Annotated in this window: 18 protein-coding genes; 9 read left to right on the top strand and 9 right to left on the bottom strand. The window is 58.2% G+C overall.

Translation table 11 applies throughout. From position 1 onward, the window contains the following. Positions 1–129 precede the first annotated feature (129 nt). On the top strand, positions 130–1,149 hold the full coding sequence (locus DL88_RS05620) for a CE1 family esterase (RefSeq protein WP_245270646.1): 1,020 nt from the start codon (positions 130–132) through the stop codon (positions 1,147–1,149). Positions 1,150–1,242: 93 nt separating this feature from the next. On the opposite strand, the gene DL88_RS05615 is transcribed toward DL88_RS05620, so the two are convergent. Then, positions 1,243–1,464, bottom strand: coding sequence for a DUF2093 domain-containing protein (locus DL88_RS05615; RefSeq protein ID WP_034993234.1), 222 nt, complete (start codon positions 1,462–1,464; stop codon positions 1,243–1,245). 1,264 nt (positions 1,465–2,728) lie between these two features. On the opposite strand from DL88_RS05615, the gene DL88_RS05605 reads away from it, so the two are divergent. Further along, positions 2,729–5,038 (top strand): phosphocholine-specific phospholipase C, encoded by a 2,310-nt coding sequence (locus DL88_RS05605; RefSeq protein WP_034993219.1) that lies wholly within the window; start codon positions 2,729–2,731, stop codon positions 5,036–5,038. Positions 5,039–5,275: 237 nt separating this feature from the next. Here the strand turns inward: DL88_RS05605 and DL88_RS20755 are convergent, their stop codons facing one another. Then, a complete protein-coding gene (locus DL88_RS20755; RefSeq protein WP_245270645.1) occupies positions 5,276–5,437 on the bottom strand; it encodes a hypothetical protein in 162 nt (53 codons plus the stop codon). A gap of 25 nt (positions 5,438–5,462) precedes the next feature. Here DL88_RS20755 and DL88_RS05600 point away from each other — a divergent pair, with 25 nt between their 5' ends. Next, positions 5,463–6,605: a putative porin gene (locus DL88_RS05600; RefSeq protein WP_245270644.1), complete on the top strand. Its 1,143-nt coding sequence runs from the start codon at positions 5,463–5,465 to the stop codon at positions 6,603–6,605. Positions 6,606–6,708: 103 nt separating this feature from the next. Here the strand turns inward: DL88_RS05600 and DL88_RS05595 are convergent, their stop codons facing one another. Both DL88_RS05595 and DL88_RS05590 read right to left on the bottom strand, forming a co-directional pair. Continuing rightward, complete coding sequence (locus DL88_RS05595; RefSeq protein WP_034993669.1) at positions 6,709–7,410, bottom strand: HAD family hydrolase; 702 nt, start codon at positions 7,408–7,410, stop codon at positions 6,709–6,711. 215 nt (positions 7,411–7,625) lie between these two features. Continuing rightward, positions 7,626–10,037: a penicillin-binding protein 1A gene (locus DL88_RS05590; RefSeq protein WP_034993216.1), complete on the bottom strand. Its 2,412-nt coding sequence runs from the start codon at positions 10,035–10,037 to the stop codon at positions 7,626–7,628. Here DL88_RS05590 and DL88_RS20165 point away from each other — a divergent pair. Continuing rightward, positions 10,027–10,314, top strand: coding sequence for a hypothetical protein (locus DL88_RS20165; protein WP_156970957.1), 288 nt, complete (start codon positions 10,027–10,029; stop codon positions 10,312–10,314). The genes DL88_RS05590 and DL88_RS20165 overlap by 11 nt on opposite strands. Positions 10,315–10,849: 535 nt before the next feature. Here DL88_RS20165 and DL88_RS05585 read toward each other — a convergent pair. Then, complete coding sequence (locus DL88_RS05585) at positions 10,850–12,334, bottom strand: N-acetylmuramoyl-L-alanine amidase (RefSeq protein ID WP_051955638.1); 1,485 nt, start codon at positions 12,332–12,334, stop codon at positions 10,850–10,852. Between the two features lie 1,006 nt (positions 12,335–13,340). Continuing rightward, positions 13,341–13,553, bottom strand: a complete 213-nt coding sequence (locus tag DL88_RS05580; protein WP_156970956.1) for a hypothetical protein — start codon at positions 13,551–13,553, stop codon at positions 13,341–13,343. An 85-nt stretch (positions 13,554–13,638) separates the two neighbouring features. On the opposite strand from DL88_RS05580, the gene DL88_RS05575 reads away from it, so the two are divergent. Further along, a complete protein-coding gene (locus DL88_RS05575) occupies positions 13,639–16,854 on the top strand; it encodes an Rne/Rng family ribonuclease (RefSeq protein WP_034993203.1) in 3,216 nt (1,071 codons plus the stop codon). 224 nt (positions 16,855–17,078) lie between these two features. Continuing rightward, a complete protein-coding gene (locus DL88_RS05570; protein WP_051955637.1) occupies positions 17,079–17,729 on the top strand; it encodes a PAS domain-containing protein in 651 nt (216 codons plus the stop codon). Positions 17,730–17,868: 139 nt separating this feature from the next. On the opposite strand, the gene DL88_RS05565 is transcribed toward DL88_RS05570, so the two are convergent. The 3 genes from DL88_RS05565 to DL88_RS05555 all read right to left on the bottom strand — a co-directional run bounded on the left by DL88_RS05565 (position 17,869) and on the right by DL88_RS05555 (position 20,754). After that, a complete protein-coding gene (locus DL88_RS05565) occupies positions 17,869–18,264 on the bottom strand; it encodes a DUF3126 family protein (RefSeq protein WP_034993659.1) in 396 nt (131 codons plus the stop codon). A 707-nt stretch (positions 18,265–18,971) separates the two neighbouring features. Further along, on the bottom strand, positions 18,972–19,784 hold the full coding sequence (cysE, locus tag DL88_RS05560; RefSeq protein ID WP_034993656.1) for a serine O-acetyltransferase: 813 nt from the start codon (positions 19,782–19,784) through the stop codon (positions 18,972–18,974). 202 nt (positions 19,785–19,986) lie between these two features. Continuing rightward, positions 19,987–20,754 (bottom strand): alpha/beta fold hydrolase, encoded by a 768-nt coding sequence (locus tag DL88_RS05555; protein WP_034993655.1) that lies wholly within the window; start codon positions 20,752–20,754, stop codon positions 19,987–19,989. Between the two features lie 348 nt (positions 20,755–21,102). On the opposite strand from DL88_RS05555, the gene DL88_RS05550 reads away from it, so the two are divergent. The 3 genes from DL88_RS05550 to DL88_RS05540 all read left to right on the top strand — a co-directional run bounded on the left by DL88_RS05550 (position 21,103) and on the right by DL88_RS05540 (position 23,909). Continuing rightward, positions 21,103–21,363, top strand: a complete 261-nt coding sequence (locus DL88_RS05550) for a zinc-finger domain-containing protein (protein WP_034993199.1) — start codon at positions 21,103–21,105, stop codon at positions 21,361–21,363. Positions 21,364–21,427: 64 nt separating this feature from the next. Then, positions 21,428–22,654 carry an FAD-dependent monooxygenase gene (locus DL88_RS05545; RefSeq protein WP_034993196.1) on the top strand — a complete coding sequence of 409 codons (1,227 nt, stop codon included), beginning with the start codon at positions 21,428–21,430 and terminating at the stop codon, positions 22,652–22,654. Between the two features lie 64 nt (positions 22,655–22,718). Then, positions 22,719–23,909 carry a PA0069 family radical SAM protein gene (locus DL88_RS05540; protein WP_034993192.1) on the top strand — a complete coding sequence of 397 codons (1,191 nt, stop codon included), beginning with the start codon at positions 22,719–22,721 and terminating at the stop codon, positions 23,907–23,909. The last annotated feature ends 35 nt before the right edge of the window (positions 23,910–23,944 follow it).

Raw genomic sequence — 23,944 nt, 5'->3', positions numbered from 1 at the left:
CTTTCCGCTTCCGAATTCACCGGGACGCGAAATCAGGAATTTTGCAGCGCAAGGAGATTCGGCTTAAACTTGTTGTGGTCCAAGGCTGCGGCCGGGCGATAAATGACAGTTCTTTCTTGGAAGTTTCTCATGGTGCGTGCTTGGTCTCTCATCGCCCGCCTTGGTTCGCAGCAGCGATGCGGCATGAGGCGAGTCAACCGCCACCCATGGACCCGCGCTTTATGGACACGCGCCTTTTGCCTTGGGTTGATTCCTTCCCCCTCCCTTGCCCTGTCCCTTGCCCTCTCCTTCGCCCTCGCCGGTCCCGGCCATGCAGCCTCAGGCAAGATCACGCTGAATTCCGGCGGCCTTTCCCGAACGGCCATATTGGTGCAGCATGAGCGGCTCAAGAAATCCCGGCGGCCCGTCATCATCGTTCTCCACGGAGGCAGCGGTAACGGCGCGCGGGTGCGACACCAGCTCGGGCTCGAGGAGATCCTGAACTCGGCCCGGCCAGTGATGGTCTATCCGGATGCGATCGGAGGTCATTGGGCCATCACCAGCCCAGCCGACGCGGAACGTGACGAACAATTCATTCTCGATCTCATCGACCGGCTGGTCAAAGACGGCATCGCCGACCGGCACCGTATCTTCCTGATCGGTGTTTCCTCAGGCGGGATAGTGGCTCTGCGCCTCGCCTGTGCCAATCACGGCCAGTGGGCCGCGGTCGCAACACTTTTGACGAGCCTGCCGACAGATCTCGAGCAGAGCTGCACCCCCAGCGCGCCGGTTCCACTCCTGATGATCGCAGGCACGAAGGATCCTTTCGTGCCATTCCAGGGCGGGATGGCCAATTTGCCCGACAACAAGATCGAACTGCTCCCCGTCGCTACGACACTCGCTCTGTTCGGCAAGGCGGCCGGCTGCGGAGATAGCCACACGGCGACGCTTCTGCCCAACCGCGACCCCAATGACGGCACACGCGTGACGCTGGAAAAGTTCAGCGGCTGCAAGGTACCGGTGGAACTCCTGCGCGTCGACGGCGGTGGCCACACGATCCCCGGTCATCGCGGCGCGGCCATTGGCCTCGGTGCCTCGCGTGGTCCGCATAATAATGACATCGATGCCACCAAACAGATCTGGGACTTCTTCCGACGGTTCGGCGGCTAAACACCGCCGATCGTTCCGCATGAGGCTGTTGCCCCTTGCCTCTCGCATAGAGCCCAACAGCGCCCGAACGAACCCGGATGCCCGATCCTGTGGTTATTCCTGCGGTGCGGATTTCAACCTTTGCAGTTTCGCCTCCGGCGAAGCATAGGGTTCCTGCAAATCCACATTCCAATAGCGCAGATCCTCGATCGGGATCGACACGCCTGTCACCGCGCAACGGACAAAAGCGCCGGGACGGAGGATGCGAAGGTCGCCATCAAGATATTGGACTTCAGCTTCGCCAATTGAAATGGGGCGGCGTTCATAACGGTTCATGGAAAGCCCAAATCGTTTTATTCAGGAAATTGGTGGTGCCGCGCTTTATTATGGAGATGTCGGCGCGTTGAAAAAAGATCATAAACGAGAACCGTTCCATTCGCCAATAATACGAGGTCTTATTGAGCATGACTCATTGAGACCGGGCTCCCCGCGACCGCGGGGCGAGGACACTTCACCCTGCCCTATTGGCAAGCCCGCCTTCCATTGTGACGGAAGCCCAGCACGATTCACCTCCTCCGGCTCAAACTTTCCTTCCCATCGGAAAGCCGCCTGAAGGATTGGACGGGATGGATCGTGGAATCCCGCAGCCTTTATTTCGATGAGCGCGCGAAAAGCCTCATGCGCATCGCTTTGCGAGGAATAGCCCGAGAGCCGATACACTTTCCAAACGCGGTATCAGAGCGGCCGGCATGCATGCTCTCCTTCAACGATGATCACAGCCATCAAAAGCTTGCAGGCATTCGCTCGACCTGGCACCACAGAGACAACCCTAAATATATGCAAGCATTCCCCGCCTACATACAGTTGTCAACGACCAACAATCCACCAGCACTCATCATTTTCGTATTCACAGACAAAACTCTTCCCATCTGGAAGACAGTCTGATTGTCGCGGGGTGTTCAAAAGCGTCCTCGTCACAGCCGCATTCACATATCACGACGATTTGATCTAAAAATTGCCGGTATCGGCCTTCGTTTGGCAATACCAAAATACTGAAGACACAGAAACAAAAGCCGTCATTTTTAGTCCTGTCGTAGCATCACTGTCATAATCACAGAGCAGAAGGACGATGAGGCTCTGTTCCGCAAATTATATCAATATATTGATAAATATATATTTTTCATTTCTTGCCGCCGGAGAGTGGTGATGGTCAATCCCTCTCCGCAAAAGCGAGAGGGGCTTTGCGCTGTTCATCAGGCCCGAGTTGGCAGGACTACAGGATCCAGCTGTCATTTTTGCTTCGTAACCTGAAGCTATTCAGCAGCAGCGCATGCGTCAGCCTGCGGACATCCCTCAAGACAATCCAGGTCAACGAGCCCATGAAGAGCGTTGCCGCCGCAGCGGCGCGCATAAAGCGTCACTGTCATAATCAAGCGGGCAGATAGCATTCAACTGCAATCAGCTGAATGAATCCGGGCGACGGCCCGCACGCTGAGCCGCACGCTTTTCCTTTCCCATTCCCTGCGCGGACCCCGGGAGTGCCAGCAAGTGCTGCGCACTCCGCGCTCTATTTTTCTCTCAAGAAAGGTCGTTGTTTTCGATGAACTCCCGCCGCCAATTCCTGAAAGGTGCCGCCACGGGCGGTATCTCGGCCGCCACCCTGGCGACTTTCCCACCCAGCATCCGCCGCGCGCTGGCCATTCCCGCCTTCAACCAGACCGGCACCATCCAGGACGTCAAGCATGTCGTTCTGTTGATGCTGGAGAACCGCTCCTTCGACAGCTATTTCGGCACCTACAAGGGTGTCCGCGGCTACGGCGATCGTTTCGTTCTCCCCGCCCCCAACGGCCAGAACATCTTCTACCAGACCTATACCAAGACGACGCCCGCCAGCACCTACACGCCCTATCACCTCGACGAAACCAAGGGCAATGCGCAGCGCGCCGGTGGCACGCCACATACCTGGTCTGATGCGCAGGCGGGATGGGATCATGGCCGCATGTATAAATGGCCGGATGCCAAGACACATCTGTCTCTGGGTTATTATGAAGACGCGGAAGTGCCGTTCCAGCGCGCGCTCGCCGAGGCTTTCACCGTGTGCGACCATTATCATTGCGGCATGCACACCGGCACGATCGCGAACCGGCTGTTCTACTGGAGCGGCACCAACGGACCGAATGGCGTGAGCCCGAGCGACGGCAGCCGTGTCGAAATCGCGGCGCTCAACAACCAGTTCAATGGCGGTAATGACATCGGCGCCTCGACCGATGGCTGGACCTGGACGACCTATGCGGATCGTCTCGAAAAGGGCGGCGTGAGCTGGAAAGTCTATCAGAGCCTGATCGACAATTTCGGCTGCAACGAAATGATGAGCTTCCGCCACTGGCGCGCTGCTGTCGAACAAATGCCTGCCGAGCGCCGGCCGGTCTATGTCGCGTCAACCGACATCACACAGCCCGTCAATCTCGCCGGCCCCTTCTATGATCCGGCAATCGACGACAAGCTCAGCCCGCTCGCCAAAGGTTTCGGCAATACGATGCCCTATGGCTTCCTCGAGACCTTCCGCGACGATATCACCAATGGCAAATTGCCCGAGGTTTCGTGGATCATCGCTCCGTCCGCCTATAGCGAGCATCCCGGACCGTCGAGCCCGGCCAAAGGCGGCTGGTATGTGCAGGAAGTGCTGAACGCCCTGACCGCAAATCCAGAAGTCTGGAGCAAAACCGTTCTTCTGATCAATTTTGACGAAAACGACGGCTTCTTCGACCATCTGCCTTCTCCGGCGGTCCCGTCGATCAATCCCGACGGCAGCACCGCTGGCAAGACCACACTGGCGAGCAGCGACCTCGCTGTCGAATATCATAATTACACGCCGGCGACCTCATCCCAGCCGGCAACCGACGGCCGTCCCTATGGCCCCGGTCCGCGCGTGCCGATGTGGGTCGTCTCGCCCTGGAGCCGTGGCGGCTGGGTCAATTCCCAAGTGTTCGACCACACTTCCACACTGATGTTCCTGGAGAAGCGTTTCGGCGTGATCGAACCACAGATCAGCCGCTATCGCCGGACTGTCTGTGGCGATCTTACCAGCGCCTTCAACTTCGCTTTCCCAAACAACGAGCGGCTGCCGACGCTCGCCGGCACCAAGACCAAGGATGAGGTGGATTCGCTCACCGCCGCCCAGCAGGCCCTGCCCAAGATCACGCCGCCGACCGACACCGTCCTGCCGCAGCAGGCGACCGGCGTGCGTCCATCGCGCGCCCTGCCCTATGAGCTGCACGCGCATGCACAGACCAATGTTTCCAACAGCACGGTCTCGCTCGCATTCGTCAACACCGGCCATGTCGGCGCCGTCTTCCATGTCTACGACAAGCTGAACCTCGACCTGATACCGCGTCGCTATGCGGTCGAACCCGGCAAGACGCTGGAAGATGTCTGGACGGTTTCGAGCGACAATGGCGGTCTTTACGACCTCTGGGTGCTCGGCGCCAACGGCTTCAACCGTCAGTTCAAGGGCACGCTCAACCGGATGCAGTCGCCTCAGGCGCCCGTTCCCGAGATCCGTGTTGCCTATGACAATATTGGCGGCGGATTGTTGATGCAATTGCGCAATGCAGGTCCCGGCATCATGCGCTTCACGGTGAAGTCGAATGGCGTCTATGGGCACCTTCTGGCGCTTGCCATGCCGCCGTTGAGCGTGGTGCCGCATCCCGGCAATAATTCCTGGGATGTCACGGTGCACGGCCATCAGCCGGTCGAATTGTCCTGGAAGCTCGACAGCACCGGCCAATGGTATGATTTCGTGGTTACCAGCGATTACGACACGACTTTCTACCGCCGCGTCGCCGGCCGCGTTGAAACCGGCCGTCATTCGGTGAGCGATCCCGCCATGGGTCTTGCCGACCGCTTCTGACGCCAGCCGGTCGGGAATATCGGATCGCGAAGGCGCCCCCACGGGATCCGGTTTCCGCGCGTTGAGAAATTTATGGTTCGCTTTGAGGCGTTCGGGACAAGCTCCCGGACGCCTTATTACTATTCTGTTGTTTTTCTTGCTCTAAGACCTCTAACGCCAGTGCACTATAGCCAATCAAGGCTCGTCACGGAGAAACGACTACGCGGTTCTGCGTATTCTGAAAGTTTTTGCCCCGCTTTAGTTTTCGGCGAACAGCTTCATCCCAAGAAGGAGGAAGCCGACTTCACGCGAATGGCTAGAGGGGCCTTCTATGGTCGAAGATTTCGCCGGGACCGGCAGGAATAACAAAAATAAAAAGAAGCGCGACGCGCTCAGCAGGGCCGCTTGCACGATGATCATGCTGGGCGGCATGACCGGTGTGACAATGACGAACGCTTCGGCCGGGCAAACTTTCGATCTCGGCAATGGCCATTCGATGACACTCGGCGCCGGTATCAGAGCGGGCGTCGGCTCGGTCTCCCCGAATGCTCCGGGAGGATATGAGAACGGTACGGTCGGGAAGTTCAGCCTCGACGATTTCCGTATCTACACGCAATATACATGGAATCAATATTTGAAGGCGACGGTGAATACCGAGCGCGGCTATGGCAACGGGCCGATCGGTATCCTCGATGCTTACGCACAGTTCGAGCCGAGAAAAGAAGTCAATGTCTGGATCGGCCAGATGCTGCCGCCGAGCGACCGTTCCAATCTCGACGGACCTTTCTATCTCAGTCAATGGTATTATCCATTCGTCTCGCAATATCCTTCGCGTTTCAACGGACGCGATATTGGCGCGACAGTCTGGGGCAAGGTGCTCGACGACAAACTCGTCTATTCGGTCGGCATTTTCGCCGGGCATAATCTCGGCAGCTATCGCGGCTATCCTCAGCCCGGCGACAATCCCACAACCTTCGGCTATTATGGACCGTCAAATCAGGGCCGCAATCCATTGTTCGCCGGCCGCGTCGTCTATAATTTCTGGGACCCGGAGCCCGTCGACGCCTATTACACCGCCAGCACCTATTACGGCAAAGCCGATATTCTCTCCATCGGTTTCGCCGGAATGTACCAGCAGGATGGCGTTGGCAATGCGATCAATCCCGGCAATTACGGCGCCTGGAACGTCGACGGTCTGATGGAGAAAAAGCTCGGCGAATATGGCGTCATCACTTTGGAGGGTGCCTATTATCGCTATGATACGAGCGGCGTCATCGACGTTCCGGCCAATTACAACAATGCCGGCCTGACAGCGAATATCGGCGGCCTGACACAGGGCAATGCCTATCTCCTCAGCGCCGCTTATCTCATACCGCAGAAGATCGGCTGGGGTCAGTTTCAACCCTATGCCCGTTATCAGCATTTCGACGCCACATTGCTGCACACCTGGAACGACCAGATCGACGCTGGCGTCAATTACGTGATCAAACCTCATGACCTCGTATTGACGGTAAATTATTCGGAAAATTCCTCAAATTATACCAACAACGGCCGGCGTGTGACCTTTGGTGTTCAGTACCAGTTCTGAGCACCTGACGCGGTAGATGCCGACTGCAATCATCTGGAGCGTTCCGGATCTATCCGGAACGCTCCAGACGAGCATTTTCAAACATAGGGAAACGCGAAGCCTGTCATTGCCGGGTTGTCGGAGCCGGTGCATTTGTGCGGATCAAATCGGCAACGATATTCAGGTTTTCGGCGATCATATAGGCCTTCTCGAGCATTTCATCATTCGGCCCCAACAGGTCCGGCACCATGATCACCCGCATTCCAGCCGCATGAGCAGCGCGCACGCCATTGTGCGAATCCTCAAGCGCAAGGCACTCTTCGGGCGGCGTCTTCAACGCCTGCGCCGCACGCAGAAAGGGATCAGGCGAGGGTTTGCCACGCTCGACATCATCACGCGTGATGATGGCGGAGAAACGGTCGCGTATGCCGATGAGTTCGAGATGATGATCGGCCTTACGCCGGCTCGATGAGGTCGCGACTGCCTTGTTGATACCCTTCTCCTCCAGAGTATCGAGAAGATTTCTGACACCCGCCTTCAATTGCAGTTGGCCATCGTCGATGAGGGCGGTGAAATGTTTGTCCGAGGTCTCAAAATAGCGTTCGAGAGGAAAATCCGCGCCGAAACGCTCGGTGACGAGGCGGCGGCAATGATCAATCGGCGCGCCGATCATCAATTGACAAAAATCAAGGGGAGTATCGTATCCCAATTCCTCACCGGATCGGACCAGCGCACGCATGGCGAGGCTTTCGCTATCGATGAGCAGCCCGTCCATGTCGAAGATCACCGATTGCGGGACGATCCAGTTCTCTACTGCTACAGTCATGGACTCCATTACCTTGTAACGTGCGGTCTCGATCCTTTGCCGCTACGCCGACAAATGATTGAGACCCGTTTCACGAGGGATACCGAGTCCCATGGATCACACTGACCGGGGTCCATGGGGTTCGGCATGCGAGGCGCTATTGCGCCTCGCGCGGGGCTAGCGCCAGGGAACTGACCCAACGACGGGCACCGAGGTTCGGGGTCCCCTACACCTCTTTAATAGAGGCCGCCGGTTCCGGAGCCGACGAGACGATCGGCATCGGGATGGACGGTTTGCGCGTGCGGCGCGGAATCGCTTGCCGCATAAGTATCCGGCGGCGCAGTTCCAGGCTTAAAGGCTTCGAGGATCGAACCGGCGCCTGTCGAACGCGTCCCGGTTTTGGCATTCACGGAGATCAGCTTGATCCCCGGCGGGACACGGAACGGGACATCCGGCTTGTCTTTCAGGGCCATAGCCATGAAGTCCCTGAAAATCGGCGCTGTATATTGCGCGGCCTGCGCCGAATCTCCCAAGGAACGCGGCTGATCATAGCCCATGAAGACACCAACCGCGAGATCGGGCGAGAAGCCGATGAACCAGAGATCCTTGGCATCATTGGTCGTTCCGGTCTTTCCGGCGAGATGTTTGCCGACGGATTTGATCACCTGGCCGGTGCCGCGCTGAATCACACCTTCCATGATCGAGGTGATCTGATAGGCAGTCAGAGGGTCGAGCACCTGCTCACGTTTGTCGATCAGGCGCGGTTCTGGCTGGTTGTTCCACTTCTGCGCGTCGCATCCCTCACATGTACGTTCGTCGTGACGATAGAGTGTCTGGCCATAACGATCCTGAATCCGGTCGATCAGGGTCGATTTGATCTTCCGTCCGCCGTTCGCGAGCATGGAATAAGCGGTGGTCATACGCATCAAGGTCGTTTCGCCGGAACCGAGCGACATCGACAGGAAGGGTGGCAAATCGTCGTAAATGCCGAAACGTTTGGCATATTCGGCGATGAGCGGCATACCGACGTCACGCGCCAAGCGCACCGTCATCTGGTTGATCGAATGTTCGATCCCGTAACGCAATGTGTGAGGGCCGCTCGAATGCCCCTCGAAATTCTCCGGACGCCAGACGCCGAGCCCCGGGCCCTGGTCGATTTCGATCGGCGCATCGAGCACGATCGAGGACGGCGTATAGCCATTGTCCAGCGCCGTCGCATAGACGAAGGGTTTGAAGGAAGAACCCGGCTGGCGCATCGCCTGGACCGCGCGGTTGAATTCCGACTGGTCGAAGGAGAATCCGCCGACCATCGCGAAGACGCGGCCGGTATAGGGATCCATGGCGACGATGCCGCCGCCGACTTCCGGAATCTGCCGCAGCCGATATTGCCCGGGCCGGCTTTCAATCGGCTCGACATAGACCACATCCCCGGGGATGAGCGAAGCACGGCCGCCGAGGCCACGCGACCAATGGAGCCCGACAGGCACCATCGTGCCCGTCTCCCGCTCGCGCGCGAGCTCGCCGGATTTCTCGCGTTTCGGCTGCAGCCCTATGCGTGCCGATGAATCGCCAACATCGAGAACGACAGCAAGACGCCAAGGCGCCACATCGCCGAGAGCCGGAATGTCCGCCAGCGCGACGCCCCAATCCTGGCTGATATCGATATGGCGCATGGGGCCGCGAAACCCATGCGCTTCATCATAACGCACGAGTCCATCGACAAGGGCGCGACGCGCCATGAGCTGCATTTTCGGATCAAGCGTCGTGCGAACCGACAATCCGCCTTCATATAATTTCTTTTCACCGTAACGCTCGGCAATCTCACGCCGGACCGCCTCGGCAAAGAAACCAGCCGCATAGGCATTCGGGGAAAGCACGCGCGGGTTCACCCCGAGCGGCTCGGTCTTGGCCTTTTCCGCATCGGCACGAGAAATGTAGCCATTTTCCGCCATACGGTCGATGACCCAGTTCCGCCGGTCGATGGCGCGCTCACGCTTGGTGAAAGGGTGGTAATTGTTCGGCGCCTTGGGCAGAGCCGCGAGATAGGCGGCCTCCGCGATCGTCAGTTCATGGACCGATTTGCCGAAATAATTCAGCGCCGCGGCGGCAACGCCGTAATTGCCAAGGCCAAGATAGATTTCGTTCAGATAGAGTTCGAGAATATGTTCCTTGGAATAGGCATTCTCGATGCGCAGCGCGAGCAGAGCCTCGCGAATCTTGCGCTCGAACGATCGTTCATTCGTCAACAGGAAGTTCTTGGCGACCTGTTGCGTGATGGTCGAGGCGCCCTGGACATGATGCCCGCCTTCGACGAGCACCAGAAAAGCACGCAGGATACCCTCGGGATCCACCCCGAGATGATTGTAGAAATTCTTGTCCTCCGCCGAGATGAATGCCTCTTTAACAAGAGGAGGAATAGCAGAGCTCGGCAGATAAAGGCGGCGCTCATGGGCATATTCGGCCAGAATCGAGCCATCGGCGGCATGGATGCGCGTCATGACCGGCGGCTCGTAATTCTTGAGCTGGGTATAATCAGGAAGATCGCGCTGATAATTCCATAAAAGAACGCCCGCCGCGCAAGCCGCGACGATAAAAACAATGGTAGCCGTCGCGAAGAGGAAACCGAATAAACGGGCGATGAGCCGCATCAATCAAGCCTCAAGGTCAGGCACGCCGGAAAAGCGCGCCTCTGATGGAGAATCCGGCCAATGTGACCGGAAGCAGGAAACGTGCTGGAAATCGCGAAAGACGGACGCGATCTCTGAGCAGCCCTGCGTGGTGCAGGCCACGATTGATTTTGCTTTTCCAAAGCGAAATCAAGGCTGCCTAAAACTTTTCAAAGTGTCGGCAAACTTGGCGAAGTTTGCGCGGGACGAAAATCATCCTGATGTCCATTTTCTTGGAAACAAAATGATCCTAACATGAATTGGTGCGTGACCTGCTCGGATCACTATCACCGGACCCCTGCGAAGACCTAATACGCTTCGGATATATCCGAAAACGCGCCACGCGAAAAATCAGAGCCTTTGCAAAGCGATGGAATCGCCACGCGATTCCATCCTATCGAAAAGGGCTCGGGAGAATCGCTCGATAAACCAGATCCACGAGCGATGCGCATTGTTTCTGTAAACACATCACCCTGCCGCGAAAAGAGGTCGCCGCTTCTCGGTTCGATGTGGCGTCCACTCCACCGCGACCAGCCTCTGCCCAGGCCAGGCCCGTACTCGGATGGTTCTTCGCGGTCTGAGATAATGTTCCTTGAGCGAAACCGCAACGGAAACGAACACGGGTCCCAAGACCGCTACGCCGTCCCATCTCGTCCGCACATTGAAATGAGCCACGGCCTGATGCTGTGTCCGTGCAATAATTTTATGGTGGCAGTGTGTCACCTGCAGCGTGACATTATTATCCACAATGGAGAATGCCGCCGGCTTGCCGTGATGGGGTCTGCCCGGCCCGATCAATGACGATGCTGTGCCAGATCTTTCGTATCCCCCAACGGCGGGGGCACGCTTCCAGCTTCCGGAGCTTCCCCCCGGCGCACCAATTGCGCGGATGCATGAGTCTGGGATGGACCACGCATGGCAAAGAACTGATCGACCGCTTCAGCGACCTTGGTCACGATCTTGTCCCGCCATTCGGACGATCCCAAAGCCGCATGATCGTTTTCGTTGGAAAGATAGCCGAGTTCAACCAGGACTGAAGGCACATCCGGCGCCTTTAGGACGCGAAATCCGGCTGAACGCTGCGGATTCTTGTTGAGGCGGCCGACTTTTTTCCAATAATCAAGAAGCGTGCGGGCAAAGACATGGCTATAGGCGCGTGTTTCCCGGCGCGTGAGATCGAAGAGAATATCGGAAACTTCAGGCTGTTCTTCTTTGGTTTCGAGCCCCCCCGCAATATCCGCCTGATTTTCCTTATCGGCGAGCCGCGCCGCTTCGGCGTCGGAGGCTTTGTCGGAAACGGTATAGATCGTCGCTCCCCCGACTTCCATCGTCTCGGTCAGGATATCGGCATGGATCGAGATGAAGAGGTCGGCCTGATTCTGCCGTGCGATCCGCACACGTTCCCCAAGCGGCACGAAGACATCCTCCTCGCGCGTCATGACGAGGCGATAGCGATGGGCAGCGGAAAGCCTTTCCTCCAGACGTTTGGCAAAGTCACGCACCAGCGTCTTTTCCACGAGATCGCCGGCGATTGCGCCGCTGTCGACCCCTCCATGCCCCGGATCGATGACGATGACTGGCAGATCGGCCTCATGTCCCGATTTCCGTGACGGATCGGTTAAACCAACAGCGGAAATTTGCTGCGTCGCCAATTCATGCAATTCGGCTTGCTCCTGCAGCTGCCGCGCGAGCTGCGTCGAGGCGCGAAAACTAGCCCGGTCGGTCGGTGCAAGCGCGATGACAAGACGTACCGGCGCCTCCTTATCGGCCCCCTCGACAACCTTCTTACCATCGCGCGTGTCGATATCGGCACGAACAAGCTTTGCCGGACCAGTGAGATCGATCACGATCCGAGAACGGCCCGGCGCAAAGGAGCCGAAGCGATAGGCCGCAATGAGCCCATGCGGTTTAACCTTGCCGCCCGCCGGGCCATGCTGGCGGTGCGCCGCCGAAGGGGAAGACGGGGAAGCTTGCGGTGAGTCGAACAGAAAATCGACGGCGGGCAAGTCGATGACGATACGGTCAGGCGTAGCGAGAACCATCGCCTTGGCCTCGACGGGGGCTGAAAGGTCGAAGACGAGACGGCTTTCCTTCCCGACGATTTCCTGATGGACGGCAAAGGACTTGACCGGGGCCTGCAGCGCATTGGCGCGGCCGCCTCCCGCCAGAAGGCCAGCAAACATCATGCAGATGCTGAGGAAGGCACCAATGAGGTTTCGATGCCGGGGGCGCCAGCCGTCGCGCCCGGTCCGGTCAGGCACTGCATAGGCTGTGTGCATAGCTGCCGACTCGATCACAGAGGCCACCTTTCCTGACACTTGTCCAGTCCGGATGCTGATCCAGAAACGCTCAGGGATTTCATCGTCGTTTCTCCCAAGCGCAGTGTCCCGCAAGCGAAGCCGGCAGGATCCCCCCATCATGCCTCGGCTCGATATCCCGACTTGGCAATACCTATTGCATTGATTCAGGAAGAATCACCCCGGCTTTATCGGAGATTTTGAACCGGCACAGCAACCAGCCCCGTTGCCAAGCGATGATCACGAAACCAATCCGATCTGTTCACAAGAAAGATCAACACTGCGGGGTTCCGTGCCGAGACTATGGTTGCCGTTGGCTTGAAGAGAAATTCTCTTTGCGGTTCCATCAGGGAGCCCTTCGCAAGATTGTTTTCCTGTTGTAAAACAAGATCAAGCTTGCACCAGACTTATCCTCCATCATAGGTCCCTCTGGTTAATGACTCCTCACCAGCTTACCTATTGGGAAACGCAGTAAAAAAAGTCGGGCAGCATGCTAGAAGCTTGCCAAATGCCCGACATAATCGTTATGAATAAACAAGTCGGTTCATGGACGAGAATGCGGCAAACAACCCGTCAGTCCATCGCGGTTTGAAACACAGACTTTGAAACGCAGACAAGGCGAGGGATTAACCCCGCCCTCATGCATCGGCATCTGGTTCAGGCTAAAGCGACGACACGTCTGTCGGAGCCGGACAAACCGGATTCTTCGGAATCCTGACGCAACCTAGCGAGAACATGGTCTGACCCGTGCGGGGTAGAATAATAACCCGGATTCCCTGTCAGCAAACCATCCAGTCGAACCGTCGGCTGCCGAAGCTCGCACTTCATTTCTTCTCGAACCCTGACGGGAATGAGCCCGAACCTTCAGCCATTCCCTCCATTGCGATTCTCGAATTCAGATTCTCTGATTCTCCAGTTCTCGCTTTTTCCCTTTTTTCCCATCCAATGCACGACGCGCCGGAAAACCGGCGGCCGCTTTCAAGCGGGATCATTCCTGACCGGACAGGTGCTGGTCGGAGGATTCTCGCCAGGATGAAATTTGGCCGGATGCCCATTGGCTGGACGAGACCTGTCTGGACAAAGCACTTTCGCCTTCAAAAAACGCGCACCGGCAATGGATCGCTCTGCGAAAATCCATCCCGCCGGGCTGCGGCTCGCGATTTTGCCCATCCATTCCTTCTCTTCCAAGCCGGTCATCCATCGGCCAATCCTCATTCGCGAAGACACCCTTTTCAGGGCGTTTCAAGGCCAAGGCACAGGCGCGTCATGCCTCAACGAGTTTTACCATGGCCAATAAAATGCTTATCGACGCCTCCCACCCGGAAGAGACCCGGGTGGTGGTGCTGCGCGGAAATCGCGTCGAGGAATTCGATTTCGAATCCACCAACAAGAAACAGCTACGCGGCAATATCTATCTCGCAAAGGTAACCCGCGTCGAACCTTCGCTTCAGGCCGCCTTCGTCGATTACGGCGGCAATCGGCACGGTTTTCTGGCTTTCTCCGAAATCCACCCGGACTATTACCAAATTCCCGTCGTCGACCGGCAGGCATTGATCGAGGAAGAATCCCGCGCCCAGCACGAAGACGAAGAGGAGCCTGTCACGCCACGCCGCAGCCGCCGTTATCGGCGCGGTGATCGCAACGGCAACGGCAACGGACAACGCGGTATCGAAAAGCGGCGCCACGACGCCGAAGATGAGATCATCGCCCAATCCGCACCAATCGGCGAGGAATCCGAGGAACAGCTAGACGAGGGTATGCAGGAAGCACTGCAAAAGGTGCCGCTTCTGCTTGCGCCACCTGCCGAGGCTGACGCACCGCTTGAGCAGGACGAGGATTTGCGCGAGCACGAGGAAGCTCAATCCGCTTCCAGCGACAATGAAGAAGGCGCTTCCGAAGCTTTAACAGCCTTTTCACAGGAGAGCGCTCCCGCGCATGGCTCTTTTGAGGATGCTTCCCGGGCACACGGCTCTTTGACACAAGAAGCGGCTTTTTCCTTCACCACGGCGGGCGAAGCAGAAGCGCATTTGGAAGAAGATGCTTCTGAAGAGGATGAGCGGCAAGAAGCGGCAGCGGAAGAGGACAACGACGAATCCGCAGCGACATCCGCAGCGTTTTCCGCGTCTGAGGCGCCCGCCGCTCGACATCAGTTCGACGACGCTTTCCCCGATGAAGAGGGCGACGATAATGGCGAAGACGAAGACGGCGACGAGAACGAGGAAGACGAGCAGGTCGAGCAGCTCGGCGGCGACAGCGACACTCTGGAAGAGGCTCTTCATCACACACCGCGCTATCGGCGGCAGTACAAGATCCAGGAAGTCATCAAGCGGCGGCAGATTCTTCTCGTTCAGGTCGTCAAGGAAGAACGCGGCAATAAAGGCGCGGCGCTCACCACCTATCTGTCCCTCGCCGGCCGCTACTCCGTCCTCATGCCGAATACGGCACGCGGCGGCGGCATTTCGCGCAAGATCACCGATGCCGGTGACCGCCAGCGTTTGAAGGCCATTGCCCAGGAGCTCGAAGTGCCGGAAGGCATGGGCGTCATCCTGCGGACCGCCGGCGCCTCCCGCACCAAGGCCGAGGTCAAGCGCGATTTCGAATATCTCCTGCGCATGTGGGAGACCGTGCGCGAGATGACCCTGCAATCAACGGCTCCGACCCTCGTCTATGAGGAAGGATCGCTGATCAAAAGGGCGATCCGCGATCTCTACAACAAGGACATCGACGAAATCATCGTCTCCGGCGAGGCAGGCTATCGCGAGGCCAAGGATTTCATGCGCATGCTCATGCCGAGCCATGCCAAATCCGTCCAGCTCTATCGCGATCCGCAGCCCATCTTCGCCAAATCGGGTGTCGAGGCGCAACTCGACGCCATGTTCTCCAATCAGGTCACCCTGCGTTCGGGCGGCTATCTGGTGATCAACCAGACCGAGGCGCTCGTCGCCATCGACGTCAATTCGGGCCGGTCGACGCGCGAGCATAATATCGAGGACACGGCCGTCCGCACCAATCTCGAAGCAGCCGATGAAATCGCGCGGCAATTGCGTTTGCGCGACCTCGCCGGTCTCATCGTCATTGATTTCATCGATATGGAGGAAGGCCGCAACAATCGCGCCGTCGAACGTCGTTTGAAGGAAGCTCTGAAGAACGACCGTGCCCGCATCCAGGTCGGACGCATCTCGCATTTCGGTCTGCTCGAAATGTCGCGCCAGAGAATCCGCACCGGTGTGTTCGAGGGATCGACGGTCATCTGCCAGCATTGCCTTGGCGCCGGCATGGTCCGCTCGACGAGTTCGATCGCTTTGCATGTGCTGCGGTTGCTCGAAGATGCGCTGATCAAGAATTCGGCCTACGACATCATCGTCAAGACGCGGACCACGATCGCACTTTATATCCTCAACCAGAAACGGACCAATCTGCGGGAGCTGGAACAGCGTTTCGGCGTGACCATTACCGTTGCCGCCGACGAAAGTCTGACGGGCATGACCTATCACGCGCTGGAACGCGGAGAGCTCGCGACCGGCGCGCGTCTCCCCGCACCACGGGAAGGCGTAGTAGGGCCCGCCGATTTCTTCCCGCTCGAGGAGGAAGAAACCGAGCCGGCAGCCGAGGCCTATGAGCAGGAAGTCTTGGACAATGGCGAGGATGTCGGCGAGGAGGAAGAAGCCGCAAGCGCCGGCGGTTCCGAGAACGAGACCGAAGCGGAAGGCCGGCGGCGGCGGCGACGCAAGCGCAGACGCGGTGGCCGTGGCACCGATCGCGAAGGTTCGGGCATTTCCGCCAATGCCCCGCAACCTTCCGATGATGCCCTTGGCCTGATCGCCGGTGTCTCCGGCTATGCCGCGGAACAGGCTGACTTGACGCTGCTCCCCTTCGAAAGGGGTCATGAGGATCGGTCAGAGACTGTCCCGATGGTGGAAGCCGAAGCACCAGCCGAAGCCAACGGACAGGAAGCGGCGACTGAAGCCGCCAGCGAAGGAGCACGGCAGGAATCGAGCGAAGCCTCAGGCGAGATGCAGGGTGAAGAAGCCGCCACCGCTCCCAGCCGCAGACCGCGCCGTTCCCGCTCTCGCGGTCCACGGCGCCCGGCCGCTGAGGCGCTCGAGGCTGCGGAGACTGAAACACCTCTGCCTCCTTCCGATCAGGAAAACAGGTCGCCTCTGAGCCAGGAGGAGATTGCGACTCCTGAACTTGCGGACCATCAGACTGTCGCACCGGCCGCTCCCGTCACGGTCGAAGCGAGAGGCCGTGAGGAAGAGAAAGCCGAAACGTCTTCCTCCTTGCCGCAGGAAACGAAACCATCCGAGGAATTGGTTTCGGACCAGGCGCCGGAAGCCGAGAAGAGCGAAAAGACTCCCGTCGTTTCGCTCTCGGAAAGTCAGAGCATAGCCCCGGTTCAGACAGATATGGAAGAAAAGCCGGAGCTGGCGCCGGAAAACACGCCGCCACAACCCAAACGCTCCGGGTGGTGGCAAAGGGCGAAAGCCAGCCTGCGCGGTTGAACCGGCAGGAGCGCATTTTCTAATGGCATGGAATCGCTTCGCGATTCCATCCAATTGAAAATATGCTGATTTTTTCGGGTGAACGTTTTCGATATATCCGAAAAACTCCACCCGCAAAGCGATCTCCACTTTCCGGCAAGGCTTTCCGCACATCTTAACCGAACGTCAATTCAACCACTCCAATATCGCGAAAATCCTACAGATTTCGCGATATCTGCGAGGGCATGATGCGACATGCAGCAAGCCGACACCTCTATGCCTATTGGAACCGACTTCGGCGCGACCGTCCGGCGCCGCAGCGCAGCGAGATCGACCCAGCCGCGATCCGCGATATCCTCAGCTATACCTTCATGCTGGAATTGGACGAAAATCTGGGTTTTCCCATCCGCCTAGCCGGCGCGAGGATCAATGCCCTTTTCAATCATGAGCTGAAAGGCAGTTCCTTCATCACGCTCTGGCGCGAGCGTGAAGCGGCCAGCATGGCGGTATTGCTGCCGAGAATCCTCTATCATGCCTGCCCGATTGTCGCACGCGTCACCGCTGCTCCGAGCGGACATGACGAAAGTGCCTTCGAGCTCCTGCTGCTGCCTCTCGCTTGCGATACGATGGCGCAAGGGCGGATTCTCGGTACTCTCGCGGGATTCGACCATCCGGCCTGGCTCGGTCTGCTGCCGGTCGAACATCTTACATTGCGTAGCCTGCGCCAGCTTCCGCATATGACGCGGAACGATTCGGCTTCCCCCCAACAGGATTTGCCCACGGCGCGCGCCAGAATCCGCCAAAATCTCGCCGTTTTCCCGTCAGGAGGCCAGCCGGTTTCTCGTTACGGCCATTTGCGTGTCTATTCCGGCGGGCGGCAGGACGCCCTCGCCTGACTCCCGCCACGCGCGAGCGGATTGATTTCGAGGCATTACCGAAAAATTCCTGCGGAATTCTGTTATGCTAATCCGTTGGAATCAATGAGATCCGGCGGGAAACTGCCGCCCCATAGTCGCGGGGCGGCAAATCGCGATTCTAGAAATCGTCCAGATCAATATCCAGAATCGCCATCTGGAATGTGAAACTTTTTCCCTTGGCATCGTCGGCGGAAATCACGCCGAGAAAATCATCCCCGGAATTCAGCTCCACGGAATCCGTCTTCTTGCCACGTGGGACGATCTTCAGGCGATCATTTTCAAAAAGCCGGCGAAGGTAATCCTGCAGGACGGTCCGGTCGACCGGCACTTTCATCGCGAAAGCGAAGGAACGGTCCCCGTCCTCGTCATCGACGGAAATTTCACCGATCTGGCGTTCGCCAAGTGCGACGTCGGCGTCATCAGGGTTTTTCCGCGCCTGCGTGACCCTGATCCCCTTGTTGCCGAACGTCTGACACAGAAATCCTTGCAATTTATGCAGTTCTGATTTTTCCAACATGCTCTCCAGGACGCAAAACCAGAGCGTTTTCAAAGTGATGAAATCGCGAAGCGATTCAACGTTATCGGAAAATGCTCGATGGCATCAAACCGAAAAGGGGCATCGCCTTTCGGGACAGATCGATGTGTTTACAGAAACAATGAGCGCATTCGGCCGTTCCTGAACCGCACCACGTCAATAAATGAGAATAGTTTCAAGGGCTTTACTTCACGCAATGCGTCAATCCCAAAGACATTGCCAAAGCCGTCCGATAAAGGGCTCTCTTGAGTTCCGCCCCGTCGCAAATCCGCGAGGCTGGATGGATGGCCTCCACCGCACCCTCGCCGAGGTTCGATCCCCAGGAAGACTGATCCTGAGGAATCGAGCCCATCGAGATTTGGTATTACGCGGGGATAGCGGAAAGGAAAAGCCTCGTGAGGCCTCTTCATTCCTCAAAATGACAGGGAGGAGAGTAAAAACTGGAGGGCGAGACCTAAACGCGCCCAAGCTTCCGACTGTTTTCGGATTCGCAGCATTTTTCCAGCAATTCCTGAAAATCCATACACAGATGTTAGATTTTCCCGAAACTGGTCGGAGATGTGGTGGATAAAACCCGAAACACCTTCAGCGCATCAGTCCGGACGCACGTTCCTGTCAGGACCGATCTCGCGTGCTTTTCAAGGACATGATAAAGCAGACGGAAGCGGCCTGAACCTCCGTCTCGATCAGAAATCTATGCCGGAAGCTTGCAGATCCGCGAGAATCTGGTCCATGAAACGGGACGGTTCGGCGCAACCCGCCTCACCGACAATATTCGCGGGGACGCCAGCGACCGTTTTGTGGTCCGGCACCGGACGCAAGACAACCGAACCAGCGGCGATACGCGAACAGCGGCCGATTTCTATATTGCCGAGAATCTTGGCGCCTGCACCGATCAGAACCCCCTGCCGGATTTTCGGATGCCGATCGCCGCTTTCCTTGCCGGTACCGCCAAGCGTCACATCCTGAAGCATCGATACGTCGTCATCAATGACCGTCGTTGAACCAACGACAAGCCCGGTCGCATGATCAAGAAAGATGCCTTTGCCGATTCGCGCGGCAGGATGGATATCCGTCTGAAAAACCTCGGACGACCGGCTTTGCAGATAGAGCGCGAAATCCGTCCGCCCCGCCTCCCAAAGCGCATGCGCCAGCCGGTAGGTCTGGATCGCATGAAATCCCTTGAAAAACAGGACCGGCTCCAGAATGCGTGTGCAGGCGGGATCGCGATCGACCACAGCGGCTATATCGGCACGAAACGCCTGTCCTATCGCCGGCTGTTGCTCGATAATATCGAGATAGGTCGCCCGAATGAGATCGGCGGGAACATCCGGATGTCCCAGCCGTGCCGCCAGGCGATGAATAATGATGGATTCGAGCGTATCCTTGTTCAGGATGGTCGAGAAGACGAAGCCGGCGAGTTCCGGCTCATGACGGACGGTGGCCTCCGCCTCGGCCCGTAGCTTGGCATAAATCGGATCGGCTTGCGGAAGCCCCATCGCTTTGGCTGTCGCTTGCAAGGCATGGGTCACTTTTCATCTCCCGGCCGGTTCAAAGACCCGCCCAACGATTCGCCTCGGGTTAGCCTTGATTCCTCGATCCTCCGGCAGGATCGGGGGGTAACGATCAGTTTGACGAGCGAGGCGCAGTGCCTGATGAATGTCTAGGCAAAGCTCGCCAAGATTTTTGTGCATACGTCTTTCAAGGTCTATTTAGCAAGAATTCGACCACACCCTTCTTATAGGCGGGATCGCCGACAGCCCGATTGTGATCGCGGCCGGGAATCGGCAGATAATGGCCGGCTGGCAAAAGTGCCACGAGATGTTCCGGATCGCCTGCAATGTCGTCGGCGGTTCCCACCGCGACGAGGGACGGCTGGCGGATGGAAGCGATCTGCTCACGCGTCATCGTCTGGCGGGCGCCCCGGATGCAGGCCGCAAGCGCCTTGAGATCGCTCTTCGTGGCCTCGGCGAAACTGCGGAACATGCGCTGGGCCGGATCGGTCAGGGTGGCCAGCGAGGGCGCCTCCATCGCCTCGGCTATGCCGAGCGGCAGGCCCGCGCCATCCACGAGGTGATAGCCAAGCCCGGCAAGAATGACCGAGCGGACACGTTGCGGCTCGGTGGCTGTCAGATAGGCGCTGATCCTCGCGCCCATCGAATAGCCCATGACATCCGCTTGCGCTATGCCAAGATGATCGAGAAGCGCCAGAGCGTCGCCGCTCATCTCATTGATGTGATAGGCTGCGGGATCATAGAATTTCTCGCTGCGCCCATGGCCGCGATTGTCGAGCGCAATGACGCGACGGCCATCTTCCGTCAGCGTTTTCACCCATTGCGGAAAGACCCAATTGATCGCGTGCGTCGAAGCAAAACCATGAATAAGGAGAATCGGTTCCCCTCGATCCGCGCCGACTGGCGGCTCGTCGATGAAGGCCAGTCGCACTCCGCGCGCCGAAAATTCCTGCATGACCATATCTTCCGGATTCTCTCGCCAGATTCCTGCCGCCCTTTGTCTCCATGACTTCCCCTGTCGCCGCCTTCTTCATGGCTTGTTCCCCTTGGGAAGCAGATGCCGGAGGCACCACCCACGCGACCTATGCTGGTCAAGGCGGAAGTCGATAAGCTTTTGCGGCCTTGAGCCTGATGGATCAAGCAGATTGATCGCGCGAGCAAACTGATCACGAATGCATCAAACCTGACATTCGGCCCCTATCCAATCCGGATCTGATCGCTTAAAGCTTGCCGTCGAATCCTGTCGCCCGCGTGACGATATGGCGATTTTGAATATCCATGACTTCAAGGGATCGGGTTTCGCATGGCTTCGCACAGCACTCCCCATTTTCACAACCAGCCCGGCGTCGAAGCGGTGCGGGTGGGCGCCAAGGAATTCATGTGCGTCGGCGCCCTGCCACCTTTCGATCATCCGCATATTTTCATCGATATGGGCGATAGTTCAGATGCGATCTGCCCCTATTGCTCGACCCATTATGTCTATGACGCGAGCCTGCACGGCGGCTGCGAGCCAGCGGAATGCCGCTTCGAGCCGGTAGAAACCGCCGGCGCGGCTGCCGCCTGAGCGCGTGTCTCTGCCGTTTCCCAAGCCCTAGCCCAAGACCTGGCCAAAGCCCAAGACGACATCCATGCCGCAGCCTCATGCGCTTATCGCCGGAGCCGGCATCGGGGGCCTCACCGCGGCTCTCTGTCTTGCTCGCCAGGGCTGGCGCGTCAGTCTTTTCGAACAGGCGCCCGTCCTGGAAGAAGTCGGCGCCGGGCTACAGCTTTCTCCTAACGCCAGTTCCATCCTCCGCACGATCGGCGTGCTTCCCCATCTGGCGAAGGCGGCCCTGCAACCGCGGGGCCTGATCCTGCGGCGCGCGCGCGATGCCTCGGCGCTTTTGACCCTGCCACTGCTCGACGCCGAAAGCCGTTGGGGCGCCCCCTATCTCGTGGCGCATCGCGCCGATCTTCAGCGCGCGCTTCTGGAAACGCTGGCAGCTCATAAGGACATCAGCTTGATGCTCGGCATGGAAGTCGCGGGTTTTGCGACGCACGGCCGGGGCATCCGCCTGGTCGTCAAACAGGGTGCCGTCAAACGCACATTCGAAGGCGATTGCCTGATTGGCGCCGATGGCGTGCATTCCTTCACCCGTGCGCGCCTGCTTGCCGCCGCCGGCCTACCGCCGGCGCAACCGACAGGCCGGCGTCAACGCATCGCCTGGCGCGCGCTTGTTCCGGCGGAAAAGGTCAGCGCCGATCTGCTCTTGCCGCGTACCAATCTCTGGCTCGGTGCGGATACGCATCTCGTTCATTATCCTTTGCGCCAGGGCAAGGTCGTCAATGTCGTGGCGGTGGTCGAAACAGCGTCGGCGGCCTCCGCCAAAGAGCCCTTTTGGGCGGGAAGTGGCGATCCTGCGGTCCTCTCGCGCCGTTTTTCAAACTGGGCCAAGCCCGCGCAAGACCTGCTCGCCGCCGCGCCGCAATGGCGCACACATCCCCTCGTCGCTTTTCCTCCCCTGCCATTTTGGAGCGCGGCGCGTGTTACCCTCCTTGGCGATGCAGCTCATCCCATGCTGCCCTTTCTTGCCCAGGGCGCGGCACAGGCCATCGAAGATGCGGCGGCACTCGCCAGTGCGCTGCGTAAACCCGGAAATATCGAAGCAGCCTTCCAAGCCTATCAATCTGTGCGCCTGGCGCGGGCGAGCCGGGTACAGGCAGCCTCACACAAACAGGCAAGCCTCTATCACCTCAAGGGACCAGCCGCTTTCGCCCGCGACATGGTCATGCGCTTCACCGCGCCCGAACAGGCGCTCGCGCGCTATGATTGGCTTTACCAGCCACAGAATTATCCACAGGACCATTTGACATAAGCCTCATTTGTTCTATTTTTGTTCTCATCATTTTCGGAACAAAGATGGAATGAATGGGTGCGCTATGGCGGAGACTGGGCTTCTCCTGAAACAAACAGTGGCCAAGCCACAGATCTTTGCCAAGGTGCGGAAAAGCGCCGAGCGCGGGCCACTCGATCACATTTCCTTCAAAGATCTGTCCCTCAAAGATATAACACCGCCCCAGGAACGGCGTGGACGCGGCGCCGTCACCAATCGCGTCGGCCGCTTTGAAAAGGAAACCCGCCAGCGAGAACAGGACGGCTGGACCTATGAAGAGCCGCCGCCGCTCGCAACTTGCGTTACCCCCGAGAAAGTCCGTTCGCTTATCACGCAGAACGATTCCCCCGACGTCGGTTTCGACCGTTCAATCAACCCTTATCGCGGCTGCGAACATGGCTGCATCTATTGTTTCGCGCGGCCGACCCACGCCTATCAGGGGCTCTCGCCCGGCCTCGATTTTGAAACAAAGCTTTTCGCCAAAACCAGTGCAGCGGCAGTGCTTGAACGGGAATTGTCGGCACAATCCTACCGACCCAAAACCATCGCCATCGGCACGAACACCGATCCCTACCAGCCGATCGAAAGGCAGCAGAGGATCACCCGGCAAATTCTCGAAATTTTCGCACGCACCAATCATCCAGTCGCCATCGTGACGAAATCAGCACTTATCCTTCGTGACCTCGATCTGCTCGGCCCCATGGCGCAGAAAGGTCTCGTCAAAGTAGCGATTTCGGTAACGACGCTCGATGCTGATCTAGCCCGCAAGATGGAACCACGCGCGAGCACGCCGGAACGACGTCTCGAAGCCATGCGAATTTTGACCGAGGCCGGTATTCCTGTCAGCCTGCTTGTCGCCCCGATCATTCCCGCTCTCAATGACGGCGAAATCGAAGCCATTCTCACGCGCGCTTACGCCATGGGTGTACGAGAAGCCGGCTACGTGATGCTGCGGCTGCCGCTCGAATTGCGCGACCTCTTCGCCGAATGGCTTGTTCAACATTTTCCGGGCAAAGCGCGACATGTGCTGTCTCTGGTCCAGTCGGTGCGCGGCGGCAAGCTTTACGACGCCACTTTCGGCAAAAGAATGACCGGAACTGGGCCCTATGCCTGGATGGTGGGCCGGCGGTTCGAAATCGCCATGGCGAAACTTGGCTACACAAAATCCCACAAACGTCTGCGCACCGATCTGTTCCAGCATCCGGTACAGGAATCGGCGCAACTCAGTCTTTTTTAAAGGAAACCATTTTTGCCGGAGAAAGATTTGCCGTG

It is taken from the genome of Beijerinckia mobilis, assembly GCF_000745425.1.
GTDB classification, from domain to species: Bacteria; Pseudomonadota; Alphaproteobacteria; order Rhizobiales; family Beijerinckiaceae; genus Beijerinckia; species Beijerinckia mobilis.
Note: the sequence above shows the minus strand (reverse complement) of the source record. Positions and strands in the feature narration are given on the sequence as shown.

Excerpts from the sequence above, each read along its gene's own strand:
- DL88_RS05600 (WP_245270644.1), top strand. The coding sequence starts at position 5,463 with ATGACGAACGCTTCGGCCGGGCAAACTTTCGATCTCGGCAATGGCCAT.
- DL88_RS20755 (WP_245270645.1), bottom strand. The coding sequence starts at position 5,437 with ATGATCATCGTGCAAGCGGCCCTGCTGAGCGCGTCGCGCTTCTTTTTA.
- DL88_RS05595 (WP_034993669.1), bottom strand. The coding sequence starts at position 7,410 with ATGACTGTAGCAGTAGAGAACTGGATCGTCCCGCAATCGGTGATCTTC.
- DL88_RS05620 (WP_245270646.1), top strand. The coding sequence starts at position 130 with ATGGTGCGTGCTTGGTCTCTCATCGCCCGCCTTGGTTCGCAGCAGCGA.
- DL88_RS05545 (WP_034993196.1), top strand. The coding sequence starts at position 21,428 with ATGCCGCAGCCTCATGCGCTTATCGCCGGAGCCGGCATCGGGGGCCTC.
- DL88_RS05540 (WP_034993192.1), top strand. The coding sequence starts at position 22,719 with ATGGCGGAGACTGGGCTTCTCCTGAAACAAACAGTGGCCAAGCCACAG.
- DL88_RS05615 (WP_034993234.1), bottom strand. The coding sequence starts at position 1,464 with ATGAACCGTTATGAACGCCGCCCCATTTCAATTGGCGAAGCTGAAGTC.
- DL88_RS05570 (WP_051955637.1), top strand. The coding sequence starts at position 17,079 with ATGATGCGACATGCAGCAAGCCGACACCTCTATGCCTATTGGAACCGA.
- DL88_RS05555 (WP_034993655.1), bottom strand. The coding sequence starts at position 20,754 with ATGCAGGAATTTTCGGCGCGCGGAGTGCGACTGGCCTTCATCGACGAG.
- DL88_RS05550 (WP_034993199.1), top strand. The coding sequence starts at position 21,103 with ATGGCTTCGCACAGCACTCCCCATTTTCACAACCAGCCCGGCGTCGAA.
- DL88_RS05590 (WP_034993216.1), bottom strand. The coding sequence starts at position 10,037 with ATGCGGCTCATCGCCCGTTTATTCGGTTTCCTCTTCGCGACGGCTACC.
- cysE (WP_034993656.1), bottom strand. The coding sequence starts at position 19,784 with ATGGGGCTTCCGCAAGCCGATCCGATTTATGCCAAGCTACGGGCCGAG.
- DL88_RS20165 (WP_156970957.1), top strand. The coding sequence starts at position 10,027 with ATGAGCCGCATCAATCAAGCCTCAAGGTCAGGCACGCCGGAAAAGCGC.
- DL88_RS05605 (WP_034993219.1), top strand. The coding sequence starts at position 2,729 with ATGAACTCCCGCCGCCAATTCCTGAAAGGTGCCGCCACGGGCGGTATC.
- DL88_RS05585 (WP_051955638.1), bottom strand. The coding sequence starts at position 12,334 with ATGCACACAGCCTATGCAGTGCCTGACCGGACCGGGCGCGACGGCTGG.
- DL88_RS05575 (WP_034993203.1), top strand. The coding sequence starts at position 13,639 with ATGGCCAATAAAATGCTTATCGACGCCTCCCACCCGGAAGAGACCCGG.
- DL88_RS05580 (WP_156970956.1), bottom strand. The coding sequence starts at position 13,553 with ATGGATGACCGGCTTGGAAGAGAAGGAATGGATGGGCAAAATCGCGAG.